General features: G+C 73.3%; 22 protein-coding genes. 14 read left to right on the plus strand and 8 right to left on the minus strand.

The genetic code is table 11. The features are described from left to right. Window positions 1-229 precede the first annotated feature (229 nt). Window positions 230-919, plus strand: a complete 690-nt coding sequence (locus BM314_RS03680; protein ID WP_091976967.1) for a uracil-DNA glycosylase — start codon at window positions 230-232, stop codon at window positions 917-919. A 25-nt stretch (window positions 920-944) separates the two neighbouring features. Here the strand turns inward: BM314_RS03680 and BM314_RS03685 are convergent, their stop codons facing one another. Further along, entirely contained in the window at window positions 945-1,358 is a 414-nt protein-coding gene (locus BM314_RS03685) for a hypothetical protein (protein WP_091976968.1), read from the minus strand. A gap of 285 nt (window positions 1,359-1,643) precedes the next feature. On the opposite strand from BM314_RS03685, the gene BM314_RS03690 reads away from it, so the two are divergent. The 4 genes from BM314_RS03690 (at window position 1,644) to BM314_RS03705 (ending at window position 5,008) form a co-directional block, all read left to right on the plus strand. Next, on the plus strand, window positions 1,644-2,114 hold the full coding sequence (locus tag BM314_RS03690; protein ID WP_091976969.1) for an AMP-dependent synthetase: 471 nt from the start codon (window positions 1,644-1,646) through the stop codon (window positions 2,112-2,114). Between the two features lie 118 nt (window positions 2,115-2,232). Beyond that, window positions 2,233-3,045 (plus strand): enoyl-CoA hydratase, encoded by an 813-nt coding sequence (locus tag BM314_RS03695; RefSeq protein WP_091976970.1) that lies wholly within the window; start codon window positions 2,233-2,235, stop codon window positions 3,043-3,045. 140 nt (window positions 3,046-3,185) lie between these two features. After that, window positions 3,186-3,506, plus strand: a complete 321-nt coding sequence (locus tag BM314_RS03700; RefSeq protein ID WP_091976971.1) for a hypothetical protein — start codon at window positions 3,186-3,188, stop codon at window positions 3,504-3,506. Between the two features lie 65 nt (window positions 3,507-3,571). After that, complete coding sequence (locus BM314_RS03705) at window positions 3,572-5,008, plus strand: phospholipase D-like domain-containing protein (RefSeq protein WP_020093380.1); 1,437 nt, start codon at window positions 3,572-3,574, stop codon at window positions 5,006-5,008. On the opposite strand, the gene BM314_RS03710 is transcribed toward BM314_RS03705, so the two are convergent. Then, window positions 4,926-5,711 (minus strand): endonuclease/exonuclease/phosphatase family protein, encoded by a 786-nt coding sequence (locus BM314_RS03710; protein ID WP_170862974.1) that lies wholly within the window; start codon window positions 5,709-5,711, stop codon window positions 4,926-4,928. The genes BM314_RS03705 and BM314_RS03710 overlap by 83 nt on opposite strands. Before the next feature lie 263 nt (window positions 5,712-5,974). On the opposite strand from BM314_RS03710, the gene BM314_RS03715 reads away from it, so the two are divergent. After that, window positions 5,975-7,213, plus strand: a complete 1,239-nt coding sequence (locus tag BM314_RS03715; RefSeq protein WP_091976973.1) for a metallophosphoesterase family protein — start codon at window positions 5,975-5,977, stop codon at window positions 7,211-7,213. Window positions 7,214-7,235: 22 nt separating this feature from the next. Then, window positions 7,236-10,712, plus strand: coding sequence for a YhaN family protein (locus tag BM314_RS03720; RefSeq protein WP_091976974.1), 3,477 nt, complete (start codon window positions 7,236-7,238; stop codon window positions 10,710-10,712). Between the two features lie 47 nt (window positions 10,713-10,759). Here the strand turns inward: BM314_RS03720 and BM314_RS03725 are convergent, their stop codons facing one another. The 5 genes from BM314_RS03725 to BM314_RS03745 form a co-directional block, all read right to left on the minus strand. After that, window positions 10,760-12,259 carry a carboxypeptidase M32 gene (locus BM314_RS03725; protein WP_091976976.1) on the minus strand — a complete coding sequence of 500 codons (1,500 nt, stop codon included), beginning with the start codon at window positions 12,257-12,259 and terminating at the stop codon, window positions 10,760-10,762. A gap of 44 nt (window positions 12,260-12,303) precedes the next feature. Next, on the minus strand, window positions 12,304-14,106 hold the full coding sequence (locus BM314_RS03730) for an ATP-binding cassette domain-containing protein (RefSeq protein WP_091976977.1): 1,803 nt from the start codon (window positions 14,104-14,106) through the stop codon (window positions 12,304-12,306). Between the two features lie 66 nt (window positions 14,107-14,172). Next, window positions 14,173-14,409, minus strand: coding sequence for a hypothetical protein (locus BM314_RS03735; RefSeq protein WP_026604965.1), 237 nt, complete (start codon window positions 14,407-14,409; stop codon window positions 14,173-14,175). A gap of 80 nt (window positions 14,410-14,489) precedes the next feature. Beyond that, window positions 14,490-14,804: a polyhydroxyalkanoic acid system family protein gene (locus tag BM314_RS03740; RefSeq protein ID WP_020093387.1), complete on the minus strand. Its 315-nt coding sequence runs from the start codon at window positions 14,802-14,804 to the stop codon at window positions 14,490-14,492. Window positions 14,805-14,928: 124 nt separating this feature from the next. Next, window positions 14,929-15,279 (minus strand): septal ring lytic transglycosylase RlpA family protein, encoded by a 351-nt coding sequence (locus tag BM314_RS03745; protein ID WP_020093388.1) that lies wholly within the window; start codon window positions 15,277-15,279, stop codon window positions 14,929-14,931. A gap of 586 nt (window positions 15,280-15,865) precedes the next feature. Between BM314_RS03745 and BM314_RS03750 the strand changes: the two genes are divergently transcribed. After that, window positions 15,866-17,056: a site-specific DNA-methyltransferase gene (locus BM314_RS03750; RefSeq protein WP_280142531.1), complete on the plus strand. Its 1,191-nt coding sequence runs from the start codon at window positions 15,866-15,868 to the stop codon at window positions 17,054-17,056. Window positions 17,057-17,161: 105 nt separating this feature from the next. On the opposite strand, the gene mutY is transcribed toward BM314_RS03750, so the two are convergent. Continuing rightward, window positions 17,162-18,505 carry an A/G-specific adenine glycosylase gene (mutY, locus tag BM314_RS03755; RefSeq protein WP_091977138.1) on the minus strand — a complete coding sequence of 448 codons (1,344 nt, stop codon included), beginning with the start codon at window positions 18,503-18,505 and terminating at the stop codon, window positions 17,162-17,164. 133 nt (window positions 18,506-18,638) lie between these two features. On the opposite strand from mutY, the gene BM314_RS03760 reads away from it, so the two are divergent. From BM314_RS03760 to BM314_RS03785, 6 genes are all read left to right on the plus strand, one after another. Then, entirely contained in the window at window positions 18,639-19,121 is a 483-nt protein-coding gene (locus BM314_RS03760; protein WP_020093391.1) for a DUF721 domain-containing protein, read from the plus strand. An 89-nt stretch (window positions 19,122-19,210) separates the two neighbouring features. Next, a complete protein-coding gene (locus tag BM314_RS03765) occupies window positions 19,211-19,855 on the plus strand; it encodes a DsbA family protein (protein ID WP_020093392.1) in 645 nt (214 codons plus the stop codon). Between the two features lie 191 nt (window positions 19,856-20,046). Next, window positions 20,047-20,421, plus strand: coding sequence for an AtpZ/AtpI family protein (locus tag BM314_RS03770; protein ID WP_056525259.1), 375 nt, complete (start codon window positions 20,047-20,049; stop codon window positions 20,419-20,421). A gap of 74 nt (window positions 20,422-20,495) precedes the next feature. Beyond that, on the plus strand, window positions 20,496-21,251 hold the full coding sequence (locus BM314_RS03775) for a F0F1 ATP synthase subunit A (RefSeq protein WP_020093394.1): 756 nt from the start codon (window positions 20,496-20,498) through the stop codon (window positions 21,249-21,251). A gap of 66 nt (window positions 21,252-21,317) precedes the next feature. Further along, window positions 21,318-21,545: a F0F1 ATP synthase subunit C gene (locus BM314_RS03780; protein ID WP_007566773.1), complete on the plus strand. Its 228-nt coding sequence runs from the start codon at window positions 21,318-21,320 to the stop codon at window positions 21,543-21,545. 144 nt (window positions 21,546-21,689) lie between these two features. Continuing rightward, window positions 21,690-22,268: a F0F1 ATP synthase subunit B family protein gene (locus BM314_RS03785; protein ID WP_020093395.1), complete on the plus strand. Its 579-nt coding sequence runs from the start codon at window positions 21,690-21,692 to the stop codon at window positions 22,266-22,268. Window positions 22,269-22,279 lie beyond the last annotated feature (11 nt).

Genomic DNA, 22,279 nt, shown 5'->3' on the forward strand with positions numbered 1-22,279 from the left:
CGTACGCCCTGGTACGCCTCGGCTTGGCCGGCGCTTAAACCCCGTCGGGTGCGCTTCCATGTAGGGTGCGAAGCCGCCCGGCGAAGGGCGGACGCGACATGCCGCACCGCGACAGGCCGCGCGCTCGACCCCCGTCCCTAAACACGGGCGGCTCCCGGCCGCAACCGCCGCGCCGATGACGGTGCGCGTCCGCCTCCTATCTCGGCGTGGAAACCGATCGCGAGAGACCATGGCCGCCACACCCGTCGCCGACGCCCTCACGGCCTTCCGCGCCTCCGGTTCGCCCTGGCTGAGCCTGCCGTTCTTCGCCGGCGGGGAGGCCGACGCCGTGGCGGCGCGGGTCGATGCCCGAATCGCCGCGGGCGCCCGCGTCCTGCCCGCACCGGACCGGATCTTCCGCGCCTTGGCCGAGACCCCGCTGCAGGACGTGCGAGCCGTGATCCTCGGGCAGGATCCCTACCCGACGCCGGGCGACGCCAACGGCCTCGCCTTCTCGTTCGTCGGCTCCGGTCGCCTGCCCGCCTCGCTGAAGGTGATCCTGGCGGAGGCGGGATCCGACCGCGCCGCCGGCGGCGACCTGACGCCCTGGGCGCGGCAGGGCGTGCTCCTGCTCAACAGCGCACTCACCGTCGAGTCCGGCAAGGCCGGGGCGCACCTGCGCTACGGCTGGGCCGCGCTGACCGATCAGGCCGTGAGCGCCGTCTCGGCCCGCGCGGAGCCCGCCGTGTTCCTGCTCTGGGGCGCCCAGGCGCGGGCCAGGGCCGCGCTCGTCGACGCGACCCGCCACGGCGTGTTCGAGAGCGGACACCCGTCGCCGCTCAACCGGGCGCGGGATTTCCCCGGCTCCGACCCGTTCGGCCGGGCCAACCGGTGGCTCGCCGCGCACGGGCGCCCGCCGATCGACTGGCGCCTCGGCTGAGGCCGGCGGCGATCCCGCGAATGGGCTATTGCGGCTTGGCGGGCTCGGCGGGTTTCGCCGGCGCGGCGGGGTCCTGGCCGGCGGGCAGGAGCACGTTCTTGGCCACCGTGCCCTCGGGCCCGTACTCGCCGGCCACCGCGAGGCAGGCCTGGTCGCGGTTCTGCGCCATCTGGTTCGACATCAGCGTGAACATGGTCTGCACCCGGTTGCCGAACGGTCCGCGCGGCTGGACGTCGCCGATCTGCACGTTCTGCTTCGCCAGCAGGGCCTCGAACTGGTCGCTGCCGATCCGGTAGCCGCAGACGTTCGAGGCCGCGAAGATGTAGGCGGCGAATTCCAGGGCCCGCGGCGACGGGGCGTTCCGGATCTGCGCCTTCGCCGGCAGGGCCGCGAGCGTGACGGCGGCGAGGAGTGTGATCCGGGTCGTAGTGGGGCGCATGCGCGGCGGTTCCTCGATCGGGGGCGGCCTCTCGCGGGCCGCCTCTGGCGGGCGGGACATAGGCCGGACCCGCGCGCGCGCCAATGCGACCGAAGATGCGACCCGAGATGTCGGCAATTCACCCGTCCCGGTTCACGGCCCGTTCGCCATAGGTCCAGTCGCCGGCCCGCGCGCCGACGAAAAGACGGTCGTTTTTCGACGGAACGCCCGGGTGAGAGAGAGTGTTAACCTGCTCGCGTCACGCCAGGACCTGCAGTGTGTCCAGATTCAGGCGGTCCGCATCGCATGTACGGCGTCCATCACCCGGCGGCCTCCATCCCACTCCCGGCTCGCGACGCCGACCGGCGCGCCCGGCCAGGCGCGCAAGGAGCCGCCAGCGCGGAGCGGCGCGGCGCGCCGGCGGTGCCGGTCGCGGCGGTCTGTCCGCACCGCGTCTCGCGCTGGGCCTGGGGCGAGGGCCTGCGGGCCGGGCAGGCCGTGGCGCTCCTGGTGCAGGATCTCGGGCAGGTCGAGGCCATGCGCCTCGGCCTCACCCGCCTCGGGCTGCGCGTGGTCTGCCTCGACTGCGCCGGCCGCGACGCGGCGCTGGCGGAAAGCCTCGCGCAGTCGGGCGCCGGGCTGGTCGTGGTCGATACCGCGCTCGCCGACGCCTATGCCGGCGTGATGGGCCGGCTCACCGCCTATCCGGCGGTGTGGTGGAACGGTCCGGGCGCCGACTACGCGAGCCTCGACCTCGCCCTGGCCGAGCACGCCTGACAACCGCCGCATCGCGGATCGCGGGCCGCGGCACCGTCGCGGACCTGAACCCTGCGTGCTACCGTCCGGCGACGCGACCGGCCCCGTGCCAGGGAGGCCGGCGCCGGGAGACGCCGCCATGACCGCAGCCCTTGCCACGGCCCACGCCGCCAGCCCGGAGGCGCCGGTGCTGTTGCGCAGCGATGCCGACGGGGTCGCGACGCTGACGCTGAACCGGCCGCAGGCCCGCAACGCCCTGTCGATGGCCCTGATGGGCGCGCTCCAGGAGCAGCTCGACGCGATCCGCGCGGATCCGTCCGTGCGGGTGGTGATTCTGCAGGGGGCCGGCCCCGCCTTCTGCGCCGGGCACGATCTCAAGGAGATGCGCGCCGATCCGTCCCGCGAGGCGACCGAGGCGGTGTTCCGCACCTGCGCCCGGCTGATGCTGAGCCTCACGCGCCTTCCGCAGCCGGTGATCGCCCGCGTCCACGGGATCGCCACCGCCGCCGGGTGCCAACTCGTGGCCACCTGCGATCTCGCCGTGTGCGCCGAGACCGCCCGCTTCGCCACGCCGGGGGTGCAGATCGGCCTGTTCTGCTCGACCCCGATGGTCGCCCTGTCACGCGCCGTATCGCGCAAGGCCGCCCTGGAGATGCTGCTGGTCGGCGAGCCGATCGACGCCGCGGAGGCCCTGCGGATCGGGCTGGTCAACCGCGTCGTGCCGGAGGCGGAGCTCGACGCGGCGGTGGGCGCCCTGGCGGCCCGGATCGCCGGGAAGGCCCGGCGCGTCCTGGCGATCGGCAAGGAGGCGTTCGGCCGGCAGATCGAGATGGGCCTGGAGGACGCCTACGGCTACACCGCCGAGGTCATGACCCGGAACATGATGATGGCCGACGCGCAGGAGGGGATCGACGCCTTCCTGGGCAAGCGGCCGCCCCGCTGGGAGCCGTGAGCCGGCGTCCCGGTCCGCGCACTGGCGCGATACGACGCAGGCCCTCCGGCGCGACGCGCATAGGTGATGGCGCCGCCCTGCCCTAGGATGAGGGGCCTGTCCGACCCTGCCGGGCTCGGCGCCGCCACGCGGAACGGCTGATGAGCACCCTCGACCTGCTCGGTCTGACGCTGTCCTTCTACGGCACGATGCCGCCGCCGCGGCCCCCGCGGCCCAATCGCAACGGCGCGACCTGGGCGGCCGCCGTGATTTTCGGCGGCGTCTGCCTCGCGACGATCGGGCCGATGATCACCATCTGGAGCTTCCACCGGCCCTATGCCGAGGCCAAGGCGCGCTGCATCGCCTCCGGCGGCCGGGTCCTGTACGGGGCCCTCGACGGCAGCGGACCCTATCGCTGCGAGCGGCCCGCGGCCGCCAAGGCCGCCGCGCCCATTGCGCATCCGGCCAAGCCGGCGGATTAATCCGCCCGCCGCATGCGCTTCAGGTCGATCCGGCGCCTCCCGACGCGAACCCGGATAGCCTCACCTTGGAAAACGCGATCACCCGCTGGGTCCAGTCGACCGCCCTGATGCGGTCGGATGTCGAGGCCCTGATCGGCTTCGCGCTGGCGATCGGCGTCACCCTGCACGCCCTGCTGCGCAAGCGCCGGGTCAGCGTGGCGGTGGGCTGGATCGGGCTCGCGTGGCTGTCGCCGATCTTCGGCACCGCCCTGTACCTGACCTTCGGCATCAACCGGGTCTCGCGCCGCGCGCGGCGGCTGCGGACCAAGCCGTCCGACGCGACGCAGCTGCCCGACACCGACGACGCCGTGGTGCCGGAGGCGCTCTGGCCCCTCGACCGGGCGATCCGGCGGATCACGAGCCTGCCGGCCTTCGCGGGCAACACCGTGCAGATGTTCCGCAACGGCGACGCCGGCTATCCGCAGATGCTGGCGGCGATCCGCGAGGCGCGGTCCAGCATCGGCCTGTCGAGCTACATCTTCCGGGACGACGCCACCGGCCGCGAATTCTGCGACGCCCTCGTGGAGGCGAAGGCCCGGGGCGTGCAGGTCCGCGTCATCATCGACGGGATCGGCGGCGGCTATTTCCGCGCGCCGGTCTACCACCGCCTGACGGCCGCCGGGGTGCCGGCCGCCCTGTTCATGCACTCCGCCCTCCCCTGGCGGATGCCGTTCCTCAATCTGCGCTCGCACAAGAAGCTGCTGATCGTCGACGGCCGGATCGCCTTCACGGGCGGCCTCAACATCTCGCACCCGAACCGCGTCGCCCTGAAGCCCGAGCACCCGATCCGGGACACGCATTTCCGCCTGACCGGCCCCGTGGTCGAGCAGCTCGCCGCCGCGTTCGCGGCCGACTGGGCCTTCGTGGACGGCGAGATCCTCGACGGCCCCCCGTGGTTCGTCGACCTCGAGCCCTGCGGACCGAGCGTCGCCCGGGCGGTGACCTCCGGCCCGGACGCGGACGTCGAGAAGATCGAGCAGGTCATCCTCCAGGCGCTCGCCTGCGCGCGCCGGTCGGTGCGCTTCGTGACGCCCTACTTCCTGCCCGACGAGCTGGTGACCGGCGCCCTCGCCCAGGCCGCGACCCGGGGCATCACCGTCGACGTGATCATCCCGCGGGTCAGCGACCACCCCTACATCGACTGGGCGACCCGGGCGCATCTCGACCCGCTGCTGCGGGCCGGCGTGAACGTCTGGCTTGACGAGCCGCCTTTCGACCATTCCAAGGCGATGGTGGTCGACGACATCTGGTGCTTCGTCGGCAGCGCCAACTGGGACATGCGCAGCTTCCGGCTCAATTTCGAGCTGAACGTCGAGATCATCGACGCCGACCTCGCCGCCGACCTCGACCGGTTCATGCGCGGCAAGATGGAGGCGCGGCTCAGCCGGGAGGATCTCGCCGCGCGCGGCCTGCCGATCCGTCTGCGCGACGCAGGCGTGCGACTGCTGCTGCCATACCTTTGAACCGGGCGGGGGCGTGCGCCTCCGGCGCCGGGCCGAGATGGACGACGATCGGCCGGTGATCGGAGCGTCCCCGCGGCAGCACCGCGTGCGCGTGGCAGACGAGCCCGCGGGCGAGGCAGCGGTCGAGCCGCAGCGGCAGCACCTCGACCATCGCGTGGGTCGATTGCCGCGGTCCGACGTCGCGGAAGCCCGGGATCAGCGCCGGGCCGACGATATTGTAGTCGCCGAGCACGGCCGCCCGCGGCGGCAGCTCGCTGACGATGCGCCGCAGCTGGCGCCGGTTCAGCATCTGTCCGTGCGACAGGTGGACGTTGGCCACGCCGAACTCGCCGAGATCGAGGATCTGGCAGACCCGGTGCACGAGGGCGCCGGAGGGGAGCGCGATGACCCGGGGCGGCGCCGCCCAGGGCTTCGGGCTCCACATGGCGAGCCCGTGAATCCGGCCCGGTAGGGGCGCCCAGGCGTAGTGGCCGCCGATCCGGTCCAGCAGGAAGCCGATGGCGCGGGTCGCCTCCTGCATCAGCAGCAGGTCGGGCTTCTCCTGCGCGACGAGGGCGGCGACGTCGTCCACCGCCGCGCCGGTGCGCCGCAGCAGGTTCCAGCTCACGATCTTGAAGGGCTGGTGCGGCCGCTCGGCGGGGCGGATCGGCGTGACGGGCGACGGTGCGGGGGTGGAGCGGGCCGGGCGTGCAGCAGGATTCATCGGGCCGGTCTCGTACCTCAACGCGCGGCGCTCCCGCCACCGCCACGCTCTAACGCGCCCGGAGCCGGGACGTTCGACCGCTTTCGCGCCGGGCCCGGGCGCGCCGCGGTCGGCGCCGGCGCGGTCCGACCTGGGCGCCCCACAGCCCATCGCCGGGCGACGCTTGAGGCCGACCCGGTCGGCGGCCTAAGAGCCGGCATGGCGACGCCGGCCGCTCCGAGAACCGCCGCGCACCGCCATCCCACCGATCCCGTCCGGAGGCCATGACGGCGTTCAGCTTCATCCATGCCGCCGACCTGCACCTCGGCAGCCCGCTGTCGGGCCTCGCTGCGCGCGACGCGGATCTGGCCCGGCGCCTCGCCGCGGCGAGCCGGCAGGCCTTCGAGGATCTGGTGACCCAGGCGATCGAGCGGTCGGTCGCCTTCGTGGTTGTCGCGGGCGACGTCTACGACGGCGACTGGGCCGACACCACGATCGGCCTGTTCTTCGCCCGGCAGGTCGCGCGCCTCGACCGCGCCGGCATCCCGACGATCCTCGTGCGCGGCAACCACGACGCCGAGAGCGTCATCACGCGCTCGATCACGCTGCCGGCCTCCGTCCACGTCTTCCCGACCGCCCGCGCCGGCACCCTGCGCCTCGACGCGCTCCGCGTCGCGGTCCACGGCCGCAGCTTCCAGGGCCGGGCCGTGGAGGAGAACCTCGCGCTCACCTACCCGGCCGCCGTGCCGGGCTGGTTCAACCTCGGGGTCCTGCACACCTCCTGCACCGGCCACGCCGCCCACGAGACCTACGCCCCCTGCTCGGTCGCCGACCTCGCGGCCCGGGGCTACGAGTACTGGGCGCTGGGCCACATCCACGAGTACGCGGAGCTGTCCCGGGATCCCTGGATCGTGTTCCCCGGCAATCTCCAGGGCCGGAGCGTGCGCGAGTGCGGCGAGAAGGGCGCCGTCGTGGTCGACGTCGCCGACGGGCGGGTGACCGGCGTCAGCCGCCTGCCCCTCGACCGGGCGCGATTCGAGCAGATAACGGTCGACCTCGCGGCGGTGGCCGACGCGCGCGGCGCCGTCGAGGCCGTCGAGGCGGCGCTGAGGCCCCTGGCCGGGATCGCGGCGCGCCGGCTGCTCCTGGTCCGCGTCCACCTCGCCGGGACGACCCGGGCCCACGACGCCCTCGCGGCCGATCGCGAGTCCCTGACGGCCGAGATCCAGGCGGCCGCGCACCGGCTGCACGAGGACATCTGGCTGGAGCGCCTGAAGATCGAGACCCGCCGCCCGCGCGCCGCGGCGGAGCCGACCGGCGCCGCCATCGACCCCGCGGCCCTGCTCGCCGACCTCGACCGCGACCCCGAGTTCCGCGCCCGGGCGAAGGCGGCGCTGGCCGAGATCGGCGCCCGGATGCCGGGGACGGCCGCCGCCGAGGCCGACCTCGACGCGGAGTTCGACGCGCTCTGCGCCGAGGCCGAGGCCCTCGTCCTCGGACGCCTCGGCGGCCGGCACTGCTGAGGCGCGCACCCATGGACCCCCGATGCGCCTGATCCGCCTCGCCCTGGAGCGCTACGGCGCCTTCACGGACCGCACCGTCGCGTTCCGGCCCGACGCGCGCCTGCACGTGGTGCTGGGCGCCAACGAGGCCGGCAAGAGCACCGCGCTGGCGGCGGTCACCGACCTGCTGTTCGGCTTCGGGAAGACGACGCCCTACGCCTTCCTGCACGACATGCCGCAGCTGCGCCTCGGCGCGGAGATCGCCGCCGCCGACGGACGCCGGCTGTCCTTCCGCCGCCGGAAGGGCAACAGCCGCACCCTCATCGACGCCGACGACGCGCCGCTCGCCGACGACGCGCTGGCCCCGTGCCTCGGTGGCCTGTCCCGGACGGTGTTCTGCCGGGCCTTCGGACTCGACGCGGCGAGCCTCCGGGCCGGGGGCCGCGAGATGGTCGACGTGGAGGGCGAGGTCGGCGCAAGCCTGTTCGCGGCGGGCTCGGGCCTGCGCGGCCTCACGGAGCTGCAGACGACGCTCGACGCGGAGGCCGACGCCATCTTCGCCCCGCGCCAGGCCAAGCACCGGACCTTCTACCAGGCGCTGGAGCGCCACGAGACGGCCCGGCGGGCGATCCGCGAGCGGGGCCTGCGCGCCGGCGACTGGCGCGCCCTGAACGACGAGATCGCCGCGGCGGCCGCGCAGCTCGAGGCGCTCCGGTCCGAGCAGAAGGCCGGGGCGGTCGCGCGCGCCCGGCTGGAACGGTTCAAGCGCGTCCGCCCGATCATCGCCGAGATCGACGCGCTGGAGCGGCGCATCGCCGCCGAGACCGACCTCGTCGACGCGGATCCCGCCTGGATCGCCCGCCTCGGGGCGGCCCTGGACGCGTGCCGCGCCGCGGACGCCGAGGCGGAGCGGGCCGAAACCGCGCGCGACCGGGCCCGCGGCGAGGCCGAATCGGTGCCGGTCGAGCCGGGGCTGACCCATCGGGCGGACGAGATCCTGGCGGCGTTCAGCGGCACCCGGGAGTTCGAGAAGGGCGGCACCGACCTGCCCCGCATCGAGGGCGACGCCCACAAGGTCGGCCTGGATCTAGAGCGGCTGCGCGCCCGGATCGGCGTGCCCGACCTCGCCGCGCTCGAGGCCCGCCAGCCCCCGGACGCCGCGCGGGCGCGGACCGAGCGGCTGATCCGCGACGGTCGGACCCTGGCGGCCGCCGAGGAGCAGATCGCCCGCGACCTCGCCGCCGCCCGCGCCGAGCGGGAACGCCTCGCCCGCGAGGTGGAGGCGGCCGACGCGGCCCGGGACCCGACCCCGCTCCGGGAGGCGCTGAAGCCCCTCGCCCGACTGCACGAGTGGATCGCCGCCCGCGACACCCTCGACGGCGCGATCCGCCGGGAGGCGGCGCTGCTGCGCAACCAGGCCGAGCGGCTGTCGCCGCCGGTGCCCGACCTCGCCGCCCTCGTGCGGACGCCCCTGCCCGCCCCCGACACGGTGGCGCGCTACCGTCAGGGCCTCGAGGCGAAGACCCGCGAGCACGAACGGGCCGCCGACCGGTGCGACGCGGCCCGCCGGCAGGTCGCGGTCACCCGGGCGCGGCTGCGCGAGCGCGAGGCCGGCCGGCCCGTCGCCACCCGGGAGCGGCTCGACGCCCTGCGGTCAACCCGCGACGCGGCGTTCGCGCCGCTGCGCGACGCCCTCGCGGCCGGCCGGGCGGCCGCCGTCGCCGAGGTCGCGGCCTTCGAGCGCGCGCTCCTCGAGGCCGACCGCGTCGCGGACGAGCGCGCGTCCGACGCCGCCCGGGTCGCCGCCCACGCGGCCGACCTGGAACGGCTCGCCGCCGAGGAGGCGGAGGCCGCGCGAGCCGACGACGTCCTCGCCGGTCTCGCCGCGGAGATCGCGGCGGGCGAGGCGGCGTGGCGCGAGGCGTGGCGGCCCGCCGGTCTCGTGCCCGGTCCTCCGGCCGAGATGGCGGCCTGGCTCGCCGAGGTGGAGAGCCTGATCGAGGCCGAGCAGCGCCTCGCCGCGCAGCGGATCGAGGCGGACCGCCTCCTGGCGCGGATCGAGGCCGCGCGGGCGCCGTTGTCCGACCTGCGCGCCCGCGCCGGTCTCGACGCCGCGCCGGACCTCGAGATCGCCGCCGCGCTGGACGGTCTCGAAGCGCGGATCGCCGCCCTGGCGAGCCGCTGGGAGGCCAACCTGCAGACCGCCGGCCTGCTGCGCGCGGCCGGACTGTCCGTCGCGCGGCTGGAGGCGAGCCTCGCGGAGACCGCCGCCCGCCGGGCCGCCTGGCGGGCCGACTGGGAGGCGGCGCTGCTGCCCCTCGGCCTCGACGGCACGGCCGGTCCGGAGGAGGCCGAGGGCGCGCTGGAGGCGTGGCGCAGCGTGCCCGACCGGCTGGCGGAGCGGGCCGCCCTACAGCGCCGCTCGGCAGGGATCCGCCGGGACATGGAGGCGTTCCGAGCCAACGCCGCCGCCCTGGTCGAGGCCCTGGCGCCCGACCTCGCGGAGGTGTCGCCCGCCGGCGCGGTCCGATCGCTCCACGGCCGCCTCGTCGCCGCGCAGGCCCGCGAGGCGCGCCGCGCCGAGCTCGACCGCCGCCGCGACGAGGCCGAGGCCGCCCATCGCGGCGCCTGCGACTCGCGCGACGCGGCGCGGGCGACGCTCGCCCGGCAGGTGGCCGAGGTGATGCCGGACCTCGCTGCGGCACCGACGCCGGAGATCGACCGGCTGTTCGGCCGCCTCAGCGCGCGGGAGGCGCTGCGCGCCGAGCGCCTGCGGCTCCGCGGTACGCTCGCGGGCGCGGCCGACGGGCTTCCGGAGGCCGAGCTGCGCGCCGGCCTGGAGACCGTGTCGCCGGAGGCGATCGAGGCGGAGCTGGCGCGGCTGTCGCTCGAGGCCGACGAGCAGGCCGAGCGCGGGCAGGTCATCTTCGCGGACCGCGACCGGGCGGAGCGGCGGCGGGCGGAGCTCGAGGGCGGCACCGGCGCCGAGCTGGCCCTCGCGGAGCGCAAGGCCGCGGAGGCGGATCTCCAGGCGGCTTCCCGCTCCTGGGCCGTCTTGCGGCTCGCCGGGCTGATGCTCGGACAGGCGGTCGCCCGCCACCGCGCGGGACAGCAGGACCCGCTCGTCACCCGGGCGGGCGCGCTGTTACAGGCTCTCACCGGCGGCGCGTTCTCCGGTCTGGCGCAGATCTACGACGAGGCCGACACGCCGAAGCTCGCCGGGCAGCGCGCCGGCGGCGGCACGGTCGCGATCGAGGGCATGAGCGAGGGCACCCGCGACCAGCTCTATCTCGCCCTGCGGCTGGCCTATCTGGAGGATTACGCCGGCCGCGCCGAGCCGGCCCCCTTCATCGGCGACGACCTGTTCTCGACCTTCGACGAGACCCGGACCGGCTACGGCCTCGATGCGCTCGCGGCGATCGGCGCCCGGGTCCAGCCGATCCTGTTCACGCACCACCGCCACGTCGCGGACATCGCTCGCGACCGGCTCGGCGACGCCGTCGACGTGGTGACGCTCTAGGCGTCGCCGGCGGAGGGGTCGTTCGTCCCCTCCCCGGCCACCGCGTCTCAGGCGCCCGCGCCCCCGAGGTAGCGCGCCTCCAGATGGGCCCGGAACGCCGCCGTGCCGAGCCTCCTCCCGGTGGCGCGGGTGAGGAGGTCGTCGGTGTCGAGCAGGCTCCCCACCGCGTGGACATGCGTGCGGAGCCAGTCCCGCAGGGGGCCGAAATCGCCCTGCGCGAGGCAGCCCGGCAGCGCCGGCTCGGCCGCGCGGGCCGCCCGGAACAGCTGCGCGGCCGCCAGGGCGCCGAGCGTGTAGGTCGGGAAATAGCCGAAGGCGCCGCTCGGCCAGTGGATGTCCTGGAGGCAGCCGACCCGGTCGTCGGGCACCGTGAGCCCGAGGAGGTCGCGCAGGCCCTCGTTGAACGCCCCCGGCAGGTCGCGCACCGCGAGGTCGCCCGCGATCATCGCGGTCTCCAGCCGGTAGCGCAGCAGGATATGGGCCGGGTAGGTCGCCTCGTCGGCATCCACCCGGATGAAGCCGGGCGCGACCCGGGTGTTGAGCGCGTGCAGGTTCTCCGGCGACCATTCGGGCCCGGACCGCCCGAACGCCGCCTGCAGGAGCGGCGCCAGGAAGGTGAAAAACTCCCGGCTCCGGCAGGCCTGCATCTCGACGATGAGCGACTGGCTCTCGTGCAGGCTCATCCCCCGCGCCGCGCCGACCGGCTGGTTGCGCCACGCCGCCGGCCGGCCCTGCTCGTAGAGGGCGTGCCCGGTCTCGTGGAGAACGCCCATCAGCGCCCGGCCGAAATCGGCCGCGTCGTAGCGCGTCGTGATCCGCACGTCGTCGGTGGCGCCGCCGCAGAACGGGTGCAGGCTGATGTCGAGCCGGCCGCGGGTGAAGTCGAAGCCGACTGCCTCCATCAGCTTCAGGCCGAGGTCGCGCTGCACCGCCACGTCGAACGGGCCGGCGAGCGGGAGCGGTGCCGGCCGGGACGCCTGGATCTCCCGGGCGCGGGCGATCAGGGCCGGCAGCCAGTCGGTCAGGTCCGCGAAGAGTGGGTCGATCGTCGCCCGGCGCATGCCGGGATCGTAGCTGTCGAGCAGCGCGTCGTAGGGATCGAGGCCGAGGGCCGCGCCCTTCGCCTGGCCGATCTCCCGCTGGAGCCGCAGCACCTCGGCGAGGTGGGGTTCGAGGCGGCCGAAGTCGGCGTCGCGCCGCGCCTCGCGCCAGACCATCTCCGAGCGGGACACGGCGCGGGAGCTGGCCTCGACGAGGTCGCGGGGGACCGCTGTGGCGTGGGCCTGGGCGCGGCGCATCTCCCGCAGGTTGGCGGCGGGCCAGGGCTCGAGGCCCCCGCCCTGCTCGGCTGCCGCCAGCTCCTCGGCGGCCTCGGGGGCGGTGAGCATCCCGTGGGCGAGCCCGCGGAGGATCGCGAGCTGGTCGCCGCGGGCCTCGGCGGCGCCGTCCGGCATTAGGGTCTGCGCGTCCCACCCGAGGATCCCGGCCGCGCCCTCCAAGGCGGCGAGCCGGGCGAAGCGCTGTTCGAGGGTCTGATAGGCGGTCATGCGGTCTCCGGTCGGGTACGTCTCGCGGCGCGATGCGGCGGGTCTCATCCCGCCTGAAGCATCTCCAGTTCCAGCCAGCGGTCCTCCGCCTGCGACAGCTCGGTCTCGGCCTGGGCCAGCATGGTCGAGGCTTTGTCGAACCGGGCGGGGTCGCGGGCGTAGAGCTCGGGGTCGGCGAGGATCGTGCGGAGCTGGGCGATCGCCGCCTCCAGCTTCTCGATGCGGGCCGGCAGGGTCTTCAATTCGTGCTGGTCCTTGAAGCCGAGCTTGGGCTTGCCCGACGGCTGGGCGGCCGGCGCGGCGGCGCGCTCGCGCGACTCCTTCGCCTTCGGCGCGACGGTCCGCGCCTCGACGCCCTGGCCGCGCTGGACCAGCATGTCGCTGTAGCCGCCGGCATACTCGACCCAGCGGCCAACGCCCTCCGAGACCAGCACGCTGCCGGCCACGCGGTCGAGGAAGTCGCGGTCGTGGCTCACCAGGATCAGCGTGCCCTGGTAGTCGCCCAGCATCTCCTGGAGCAGGTCGAGGGTCTCGAGGTCGAGGTCGTTGGTGGGCTCGTCGAGGACGAGGAGGTTGGCCGGCTGGGCCAGGGCGCGGGCGATCAGCAGCCGGTTGCGCTCGCCGCCGGACAGCACCGAGACCGGCGTGCGCGCCTGCTCGGGCGTGAACAGGAAGTCCTTGAGATAGCCGATCACGTGGCGGCTCTGGCCGTTCACCGTGACGCTGTCGCCGCGGCCGCCGGTCAGCACGTCGGTGACGGTCATCCCGGGCTCCAGCACGGCGCGGGCCTGATCGAGCACCACCGGCAGCAGGTTGGTGCCGAGCACCACCTGCCCGGCATCCGGCGCGAGCCGGCCCATCAGCAGGTTGATCAGGGTGCTCTTGCCCGCGCCGTTCGCCCCGACGATGCCGAGCCGGTCGCCCCGCATCACCCGCAGGGACAGCCCGTCGACGATCCTGCGCTCGCCGTAGCTCTTCGCGATGTCCCGGGCCTCGACGACGAGGCTCCCGGAAGATTCGGCGTCCGAGGCCTGCATGCTGACGCTGCCCACGGGGCGGCGCACCTCGCGGCGGTTCTGCCGGAGTTCGTGCAGGTTGCCGAGGCGGCGGACGTTGCGCTTGCGCCGCGCGGTGACGCCGTAGCGCAGCCAGTGCTCCTCGGCGGCGATCTTGCGGTCGAGCTTGTGCTGGTCCCGCTCCTCCTCCTCGAAGAAGGCGTCGCGCCACGCCTCGAAGCTGGAGAAACCCTGGTCGATCCGGCGGGTCTCGCCGCGGTCGAGCCAGATCGTGGCCCGCGACAGCGCCGAGAGGAATCGCCGGTCGTGGCTGATCAGCACGAGGGCCGCGCGGGTGCCCTTCAGCTCGGTCTCGAGCCACTCGATCGCCGGCAGGTCGAGATGGTTGGTGGGCTCGTCGAGGAGCAGCACGTCGGGCTCGGGGGCGAGCGCCTGCGCCAGCGCGGTGCGGCGCCCCTCTCCGCCGGAGAGCTTGCTCGGATCCTCCGCGCCGGTCAGGCCGAGGCTCTCCAGCAGGTAGCGGGCACGGTGGGTCGATTCGCCCGGCGGCAGGCCGGCCTCGACGAAATCCAGGGTGGTGGCGAAGCCCGTGAAATCGGGCTCCTGTGCGAGGTAGCGGATCGTCGTGCCGGGCTGGACGAAGCGCCGGCCCCGGTCGGGCTCCGTGAGGCCCGCGGCGATCTTCATGAGCGTCGACTTCCCCGACCCGTTCCGGCCGACGAGGCAGGTGCGCTCGCCCGGCGCGATGGCGAGGCTCGCGCCCGTGATCAGCGGCGTGCCGCCGAAGGTGAGCGCGACGTCCTGGAGGGTGAGAAGCGGGGGAGCGGCCATGGGCCGGCTTATGGCAGTGCGGGGCGGCCTGTTCAAACAGAGCCGCCCCCGTCGGTCGGCGCCCGGTCAGGCGATCGGGTTGGCCGGTCCCGTCGGCGGGCTGATCTCGGGCACGCCCGGATCGTTGACGGGGATCTCGGGCGGCTGGATGCCCGGCGCCTCCGCCGGGGTGTTCCCGGGGATCTCCGGCCCGGGCGGCTGGGTCGGCGCCTGCGGCGGATCGTAGGGGCGGTCCGGCACCGGCGTCGGCTGCGGCGGCACCTCGGGGACCTGCCCCGGGTCGGCGAGCGTGAAATCGGGCACCGTCATCCTCCGCGAGACCGGTGGTGCACAGCGGCACCGGTCCCGCGGAAACAGAGTGCGGCGGATCCGGTTCCGGAGGGCTACTTCTTCGTCAGCAGGAGGTTGCCCTCCTTGCTCGCCACCTTCTGGATCTTCTCGGCGAACAGGGCGAGGAGGAACGGCAGCTTCACCTCGAGGCGCACGCTCTCCGCGCCCACGTCGATCGTGCCGGCGATCTTCTGCGCCACCGCGGACACGCCGAAATCGAGCCGGTCGCCCGTCCAGGCGAGCTGGTCCACCGTGATTCCGCTCTTGGCGAGGAGGGCCCGCGCCTGATCCGTGCCGTGCTCCAGGCGCCGTTTGGCCTCGTCGCGGCCGAGGTCGTGCGGGATGTCGACGATGAGGGGCTTGGGCATGGGCGGGTGATCCGAGCTGAACCCGGCAGCAGATGGTGCGTCCGGGTCCGGCAGACAACGCCCCGGAGGCCGCCCCGCCCGCGCGGGGCGGAGGCGCGCCGGGGCGCTCGATGCCGGTGAAGGGTCAGTGCACGACCTGCAGCGACACGTAGCTGACGCCGCCCATGCCGAGGGCGCGGGCGGAGCCGCGCGACAGGTCGATGATGCGGCCGCGCACGAACGGACCGCGGTCGTTGATGCGCACGACGATCGAGCGGCCGGTCCGCTTGTTCTCGACGCGGACCCGGGTGCCGAACGGCAGGCTGCGATGGGCGGCGGTCAGTCCGTTGGGGTTGAAACGCTCGCCGTTGGCGGTGCGATGGCCGCTCCCGTACCAGGAGGCCGCTCCGCTCTGGGCGGCGGCCGGGAGGCTGGTCCCGACGACGGTGGACAGCATTCCAAGCGAGACAACGAGCTTACCGAAACCGAACGACATTCTCGACGCATTCCCATTGTTTTTGTCGGGGCGGCGCCAGTCGTGCCCGAAACGGGCCGGAATATGGCAGGCTTTTTCTGGCTGTCGGGGTCACATTTTGGCCGATTTCGCGCTGGTCATCCCCATTACATGGCGGCTTATTTCAGTTTATTTCCGCTCTTGTTGCGGGTGATGCATTGGCGTGTGGTTCTGCGTATTCAGCAAGAACTGCTCGCCTCCGTTGGGGAGGATGCAAAATAGGACATCATTCTTAAGCCTTGCGCGGAGCGTGACCCTGCGTCCCGCTGAGGTGGAAGCGCGACCCGCCCGGCGCCCCTGGCACGACGATGATTGTCGTGCGCGGCTGCTTCCCAAGCACAGGCTGCCGCGGCCGCGCGCGACCCGCAGGGATAGAGTGTTGTCGCCCGATCCCGGCGGCGCGGCGCGGCCGGGTAACGGTTGCTTAATCTGTCGGAGGATTGTCCGGGCGCCCGGTCGGCAAAATCTGCAGCCCCAGAACGGGACGCGCCGGACGCGAAATCGACAACGTGACCTTTACCGTACCCGGCGCATGGTCTGCCGGTCAGTCGCGTAACCGGTGTTTGCCATGGCTTCCCCGCGTACCGTGGCTGCCGACGCCGTCGCCCGGAAACAGGTCTCGCGTGCCGGGCGGCCCGCGTCGGCGCCACGGATGGGTCTCGTACCCACCCAGCGTTCTCTGCCCCTCGACCAGGTACTCGTCGGGGACTGCATCGCGGCCATGAACGCCTTGCCGGCGTCGAGCGTCGACTGCGTGTTCGCCGACCCGCCCTACAACCTTCAGCTCGGCGACGCCGGCCTCCTGCGCCCGGACCAGAGCCGCGTCGACGCGGTCGACGACGACTGGGACAAGTTCGCGACCTTCGAGGCCTACGACACCTTCACCCGGGACTGGCTCGCCGCCTGCCGCCGCGTGATGAAGCCGAACGCGACCCTCTGGGTGATCGGGTCGTACCACAACATCTTCCGGGTCGGGAGCGCGTTGCAGGATCTCGGTTACTGGATCCTCAACGACATCGTCTGGCGCAAGGCCAACCCGATGCCGAACTTCCGCGGCAAGCGCTTCACCAACGCCCACGAGACCCTGATCTGGGCCTCGCGCTCGGCCGACTCGAAGGGCTACACCTTCCATTACGAGGCGCTGAAAGGGGGCAACGAGGACCTCCAGATGCGCTCGGACTGGTTCATCCCCCTCTGCACCGGCGAGGAGCGGCTGAAGGATGCGGAGGGCCGCAAGGTCCACCCGACCCAGAAGCCAGAGGCTCTGCTCGCCCGGACGCTGCTCGCGGCGACCAATCCCGGCGACGTGGTGCTCGACCCGTTCTTCGGCACCGGCACGACCGGCGCCGTCGCCAAGCGCCTCGGCCGCCGCTTCATCGGCATCGAGCGCGAGGCGACCTACGCCGAGGCGGCCCGGGAGCGGATCGCCGCCGTGGAGACCCTGTCGAGGGCCGCCCTCATGGTGGCACCGACCAAGCGCGCCGAGCCGCGGGTGCCGTTCCTGTCGGTGATCGAGGCGGGCCACATCCGCCCCGGCGAGACCGTGACCGACGAGCGCCGCCGGTTCCGCGCCACGGTGCGCCCGGACGGCCAGCTCGACAACGGCCTCGTCATCGGCTCGATCCACAAGATCGGCGCGCTCGTGCAGGGCCTGCCGGCCTGCAACGGCTGGACGTTCTGGCACGTGGAGCGCGGCGGCAAGCCGGTGGTGATCGACAGCTACCGGGCCGGTCTCCGGCAGGCGATGGCCAACGGCTGAGCCAGCACACCGTCTTTGCGAGCGGAGCGAAGCAGACCAGCAGCGGCACGCAGACAGATGTCGCGCTGCCCTGGGTCGCTTCGCTGCGCTCGCGATGACGGTCGGCTACCGCTTCCGGGCCGGCCCCGGCCGCCGCGGCGATGACCGGGCCCGCGCCGGTGCGGGCGATGGCTCGACCTCCCCGTCGAACAGTTCGTCCGTCTCCTGCGGCGGCACCGGCGCCGCCTTCGGCTGCGGCTTCGGGACGGCGCGCACGCGCGGGCGCGGGTCCGGATCCGGCATCGAGACCGGTGGCTCCATCGCCGCCAGCAGCGGCATCGGCGGCGGTTCCTTCCTCGGGCGCCCGCGCGGCTTCTTCTCGGGCTCCGGCTTCGGGTCGAAGGCGTGCGCCAGGACCTTGCGCATGAGGCCGGGCAGCGGTTCGTCCGCGAGGGCGCCGCGCGGCGTGAAGCGCATGCCGGCCGGAGCCGGCGTCGCCAGCGCGACGCGGGCCACGAACACCGTCAGCTCCAGGGGAAAATGCGTGAAGCCGTGGCGGACGAGGCCCGGGAGCCGCTTCCACCGCGCGTCGAGGGGCGCGTCCAGCAGGGCGGCGGCCACGTCGTAATCCGGCTCCCAGGCGCTGACCGGCGGCTCGGCCATGTTGCCGAGCAGCCCCTCGGGGGCGCGGGTCCGCAGCAGCACCGCCTCGTCGCCGCTGCGGATCGCCACGAAGGCGGCGCCGCGGCGGAGCGCACCCTTGGCGACCCTGATCTTGCGCGGGAAGGTCTCCTGCGTGCCCAGCGACCGCGCCCGGCAGGGCCGCATCCACGGGCAGAGCGCGCAGGCGGGGCGCTTGGGCGTGCAGATCGTCGCGCCGAGGTCCATGAGCGCCTGGGCGAAGTCGCCCGGCCGCTGCTGCGGGACGAGCGCCTGCGTCAGGCGGCGGATCTCCGGCCGGCTGCCCGGGAGCGGGGCCTCCACCGCGTAGGCCCGGCTCAGGACCCGCTCGACATTGCCGTCGACGGCGGCCTCCGGCCGGTCGAACGCGATCGCGGCGATCGCGCCGGCCGTGTAGGCGCCGATTCCCGGGAGCTTGCGCAGGCCCTCGGCGGTATCAGGGAAGCGGCCGCCGGCCGCCGCGACCGCCTTCGCGCAGGCGTGCAGATTGCGCGCGCGGGAGTAGTAGCCGAGGCCGGCCCAGGCCGACATCACCGCCTCCTCGGGGGCCTCGGCCAGGGCGAAGATGTCGGGGAAGCGCGTCAGGAAGCGCTCGAAATACGGCCGCACCGCCGCGATGGTGGTCTGCTGCAGCATCACCTCGGACAGCCAGACCCGGTAGGGATCGGGGACCGCGCCGGCGAGCGCCCGCCAGGGCAGCACCCGCCGATGCCGGTCGTACCAGGCGAGCAGGTCGTCGGCGCGCGGTCCGGGACCGGCTTCAGGATCCGTGGCTGGGCGAGGCGGCATGGGCAGGTCGACAGGGGTCGCGCTGCATAGCCGGAGCGCCGCGGCGATCATAGGGCGGCGAAAGCGCCGGCGCGCGCTCCCTTCGTCAACCATCCTGCGCTAACCTTCGCGGATCCACGGGGCCGGAACCACCATGGCGCGCGTCAAACCGCTGGCCGAACTGATCGAGAGTTGCATCGGGCCGGCCTTCGCGGCGCAGGGCTTCGCCTCGACCGACATCCTGGCCGCGTGGCCGGAGATCGTCGGCGAGCGGCTGGCCCGCTACTGCCGCCCGTCCAAGCTGGAATGGCCGAAGCGCCGCCGGAGCGAGTCCGCCGCGCCCGAATCCGGCACGCTGGTCGTGCGCGTCGAGGGTGTCTTCGCGCTCGAGTTGCAGCATCTCGCGCCGGTGGTGATCCAGCGGATCAACGCCCATTACGGCTGGGCCTGCGTCTCCCGGATCGTGCTGCAGCAGGACCGGGTCGGGCGCGCCGGCCGGGCGCCCGCCCGCGCGCGGGTCGATCCGGCCGCCGCCGTCGAGGTCCAGCGCGCCGTGGCGGGAATCGCCGATGACGGCCTGCGCGCGGCCCTCGACCGCCTCGGCACCGCCGCCGTGGCGACGCGCCCGGAGCGGTGAACGGTCGATTCGGTCACCTTGCCAGGACGGTCGCGCCCGAGTACCGGCATCCGGACGCCACGACTGATCAATCCGGCGGAGCCTGCCCGATGACGACGCGACGCGACGCTCTCAAGTTCTCCGGCCTCGCCCTCGGCGCCGGCCTCGCCCTGCCGTATCTCGGACGTCCCGCCCGGGCGCAGAATTCCGAGATGGCGGCCCTGCTGCAGCCGGGACCCCTCGGCGATGTCTGGCTCGGCCCGGCGGACGCCAAGTGCACGATCATCGAGTACGCCTCGATGACCTGCTCGCACTGCGCGGCCTTCCACCGGACCACGTGGCCGACCCTGAAGGAGCGCTACATCGACACCGGCAAGGTGCGGTTCACGCTCCGCGAATTCCCCCTCGACCCGCTGGCGACGGCGGCCTTCATGCTGGCGCGCTGCCAGGGCGATGCCAAGTACTACCCGATCACCGACCTGCTGTTCGATCAGCAGGCGGCCTGGGCCTTCACGCCGAAGCCCGTGGACGCGCTGGAGCAGATGCTCCGGCAGGCGGGCTACAACAAGCAGACCTTCGAGGCCTGCCTGAAGGACCAGAAGATCTACAGCGCGGTCAACGCCGTGAAGCAGCGCGGCCTCGACGTCTTCAAGGTGGATTCGACCCCGACCTTCTTCATCAACGGCGAGCGCTACACCGGCGAGATGACCGTCGAGGGTATGGAGAAGGTGATCAAGCCGATCATCGGCGCCTGATCGACCCGCCGGGGCCTCGCGCGCGGCGCGGCTCCGGCGCATCGCACAAAGTTGGAATACCAAACTAAAATCAATTACTTACGGTGTATGGGGTTCGCCTTGACACTCAAGATAGGCGAAACTATGGTGCGCCCCGCTTGCTGGGGGTGTCCAGCCGGTTCCACAGCCTCCCGCCCGATGAGTTTTGAGCCGTGAACGGCGACGATCCGAGGGACGGGAGAGGGACCGAGCAGACGCCGACGGACAGCGAACTCTCCGCGAGGCTCAGACGTCTCGAGACGCAGATCGAACGGAAGCGGCCGCAGGCTGCTCCCGGTCATTCCACGCGCCCTCGGGACGGCGGGCCATCCTCGCTGGGCCAGGCCATGACGCTCTCCACGGAGTTCGTCGCGGGCGTGATCGCGGGGGGCATACTCGGCTGGATCGTCGATCATGTCTTCGGGACGAAGCCCTGGGGCCTGATCGTCCTCCTGATGCTGGGGTTCGTCGCGGGGGTCTACAACGTGATGCGGGCGTCGGGTTTCGCCGGCGCGCGTCCGGGACGGCGCGATCGGCAGGAGCCATAAGGCGCGCCGGTCAGTGGGGAATGTGGGGCGGCCGACACCCGTCGGCGCGCCGGACAAGAAGGGCGGAAGCGGGAATGGCGGTCACGATCGACCCGATCCATCAGTTCGAGCTGAAGCCGCTCGTGTCGCTGGGCCATATCGGCCACCAGCAGCTCGCGTTCACGCAGTCGGCCCTCTACATGTTCGCCGCCGTCGGCGTGATCGCGCTCATCACCATCGTCGCGACCGCGTCCCGCTCGGTCGTTCCGGGCCGCATGCAGTCGCTGGCCGAGATCTTCTACGAATTCATCGCCGACACCGTGCACCAGGCGACGGGCGACGGCGGCAAGCGGTTCATGCCGCTCGTGTTCTCGCTGTTCATGTTCGTGCTCGTCCTGAACCTGTTCGGCATGATCCCCTACGCCTTCGCGGTGACCAGCCACCTGATCATCACCTTCGGCCTCGCCGCGCTGGTGATCTCCACCGTGGTGATCTTCGGCGTGATGAAGCACGGCACCCACTTCTTCGGCCTGTTCGTGCCGTCGGGCGTGCCGAAGCCGCTCCTCGCGATCCTGGTCCCGATCGAGGTGATCTCGTTCATCTCGCGCCCGATCAGCCTGTCGGTCCGTCTGTTCGCCAACATGCTGGCCGGCCACATCGCGATGAAGATCTTCGCGTTCTTCGTGGTCCAGCTCCTTCTCGCGGGCGCCTGGAGCGTGCTATCGCCGCTCCCGCTGTTCCTGACGATCGCGCTGACCGCTCTCGAGTTCCTCGTTGCGGCGCTTCAGGCCTACGTCTTCGCGACGCTGACGGCGATCTACCTCAACGACGCCCTTCACCCCGGCCACTGATCGGCCGGCTCCACCCGCCGCAAACGTCACCGCACGTTTCGATCTGAAGAGACCTCAGGAGTTACCATGGATCCCGTCGCTGCGAAGTACATCGGCGCCGGCCTCGCCTGCCTCGGCATGGCGGGTGCGGGCATCGGCCTCGGCAACCTGTTCGGTCAGTTCCTCGCCGGCGCCCTTCGCAACCCGTCCGCGGCCGACGGCCAGCGCGCCACCCTGCTCCTGGGCTTCGCCCTCACCGAGGCGCTCGGCATCTTCTCGCTGCTGATCGCGCTGCTGCTGCTCTTCGCCGTCTGATCGGCGCCGGAGGCCGCGGTCCCCGCGGTCTCCTCCCGGGCCCCGGCCCGATGAACGGGTGGACGCTCCCGCGACGGGGCGTCCGCCTTCGTCCGTCACCGCGCCGGCGGTGGCCTCAGCGAACGGTGTCAGTGTAGCGGTCTCATGGCGCAGCCCAATCCCCTCACCACGCCGCCCCCGGGCGCCGACACGCAGGTCGTGCCGGGCCATGTCGAGCATACGGAAGCGCATTCCGGCGCCTTCCCGCCCTTCGAGACCTCGGGCTTCCTGGCGCAGCTGATCTGGCTCGCCCTGGCCTTCGGCCTCCTCTACTACCTGATGGACAAGATCGCGCTGCCGCGGATCCAGTCGATCCTGCACGCCCGCGCCGAGCGCCTGCGTGCCGACCTGGACCAGGCGCAGGCGATGAAGGCCGAGGCGGATGCCGCCGGCGTGGCCTTCGAGACCGCCCTCCGGGACGCCCAGGGCAAGGCGCGCGACATCGCGCAGACCACCCGGAACGAACTGGCCGCTGAGGCCGAGACCAAGCGCAAGGCGCTGGAGGACGAGCTGAACGCCAAGCTCTCCGCCTCCGAGGCGACGATCCGCACGCGGACCGAGGCCGCCATGGGCAACGTCCGCTCGATCGCGGGTGAGGCCGCGTCGGCCATCGTCGAGCGTCTGACCGGGCAGGCCCCGGACCGGACGAGCCTCGACCGCGCCCTCGACGCCACCGCACACTGACGGGATCCCAC

Origin of the sequence: Methylobacterium sp. 13MFTsu3.1M2 (genome assembly GCF_900112625.1) — a bacterium.
GTDB lineage: Bacteria > Pseudomonadota > Alphaproteobacteria > Rhizobiales > Beijerinckiaceae > Methylobacterium.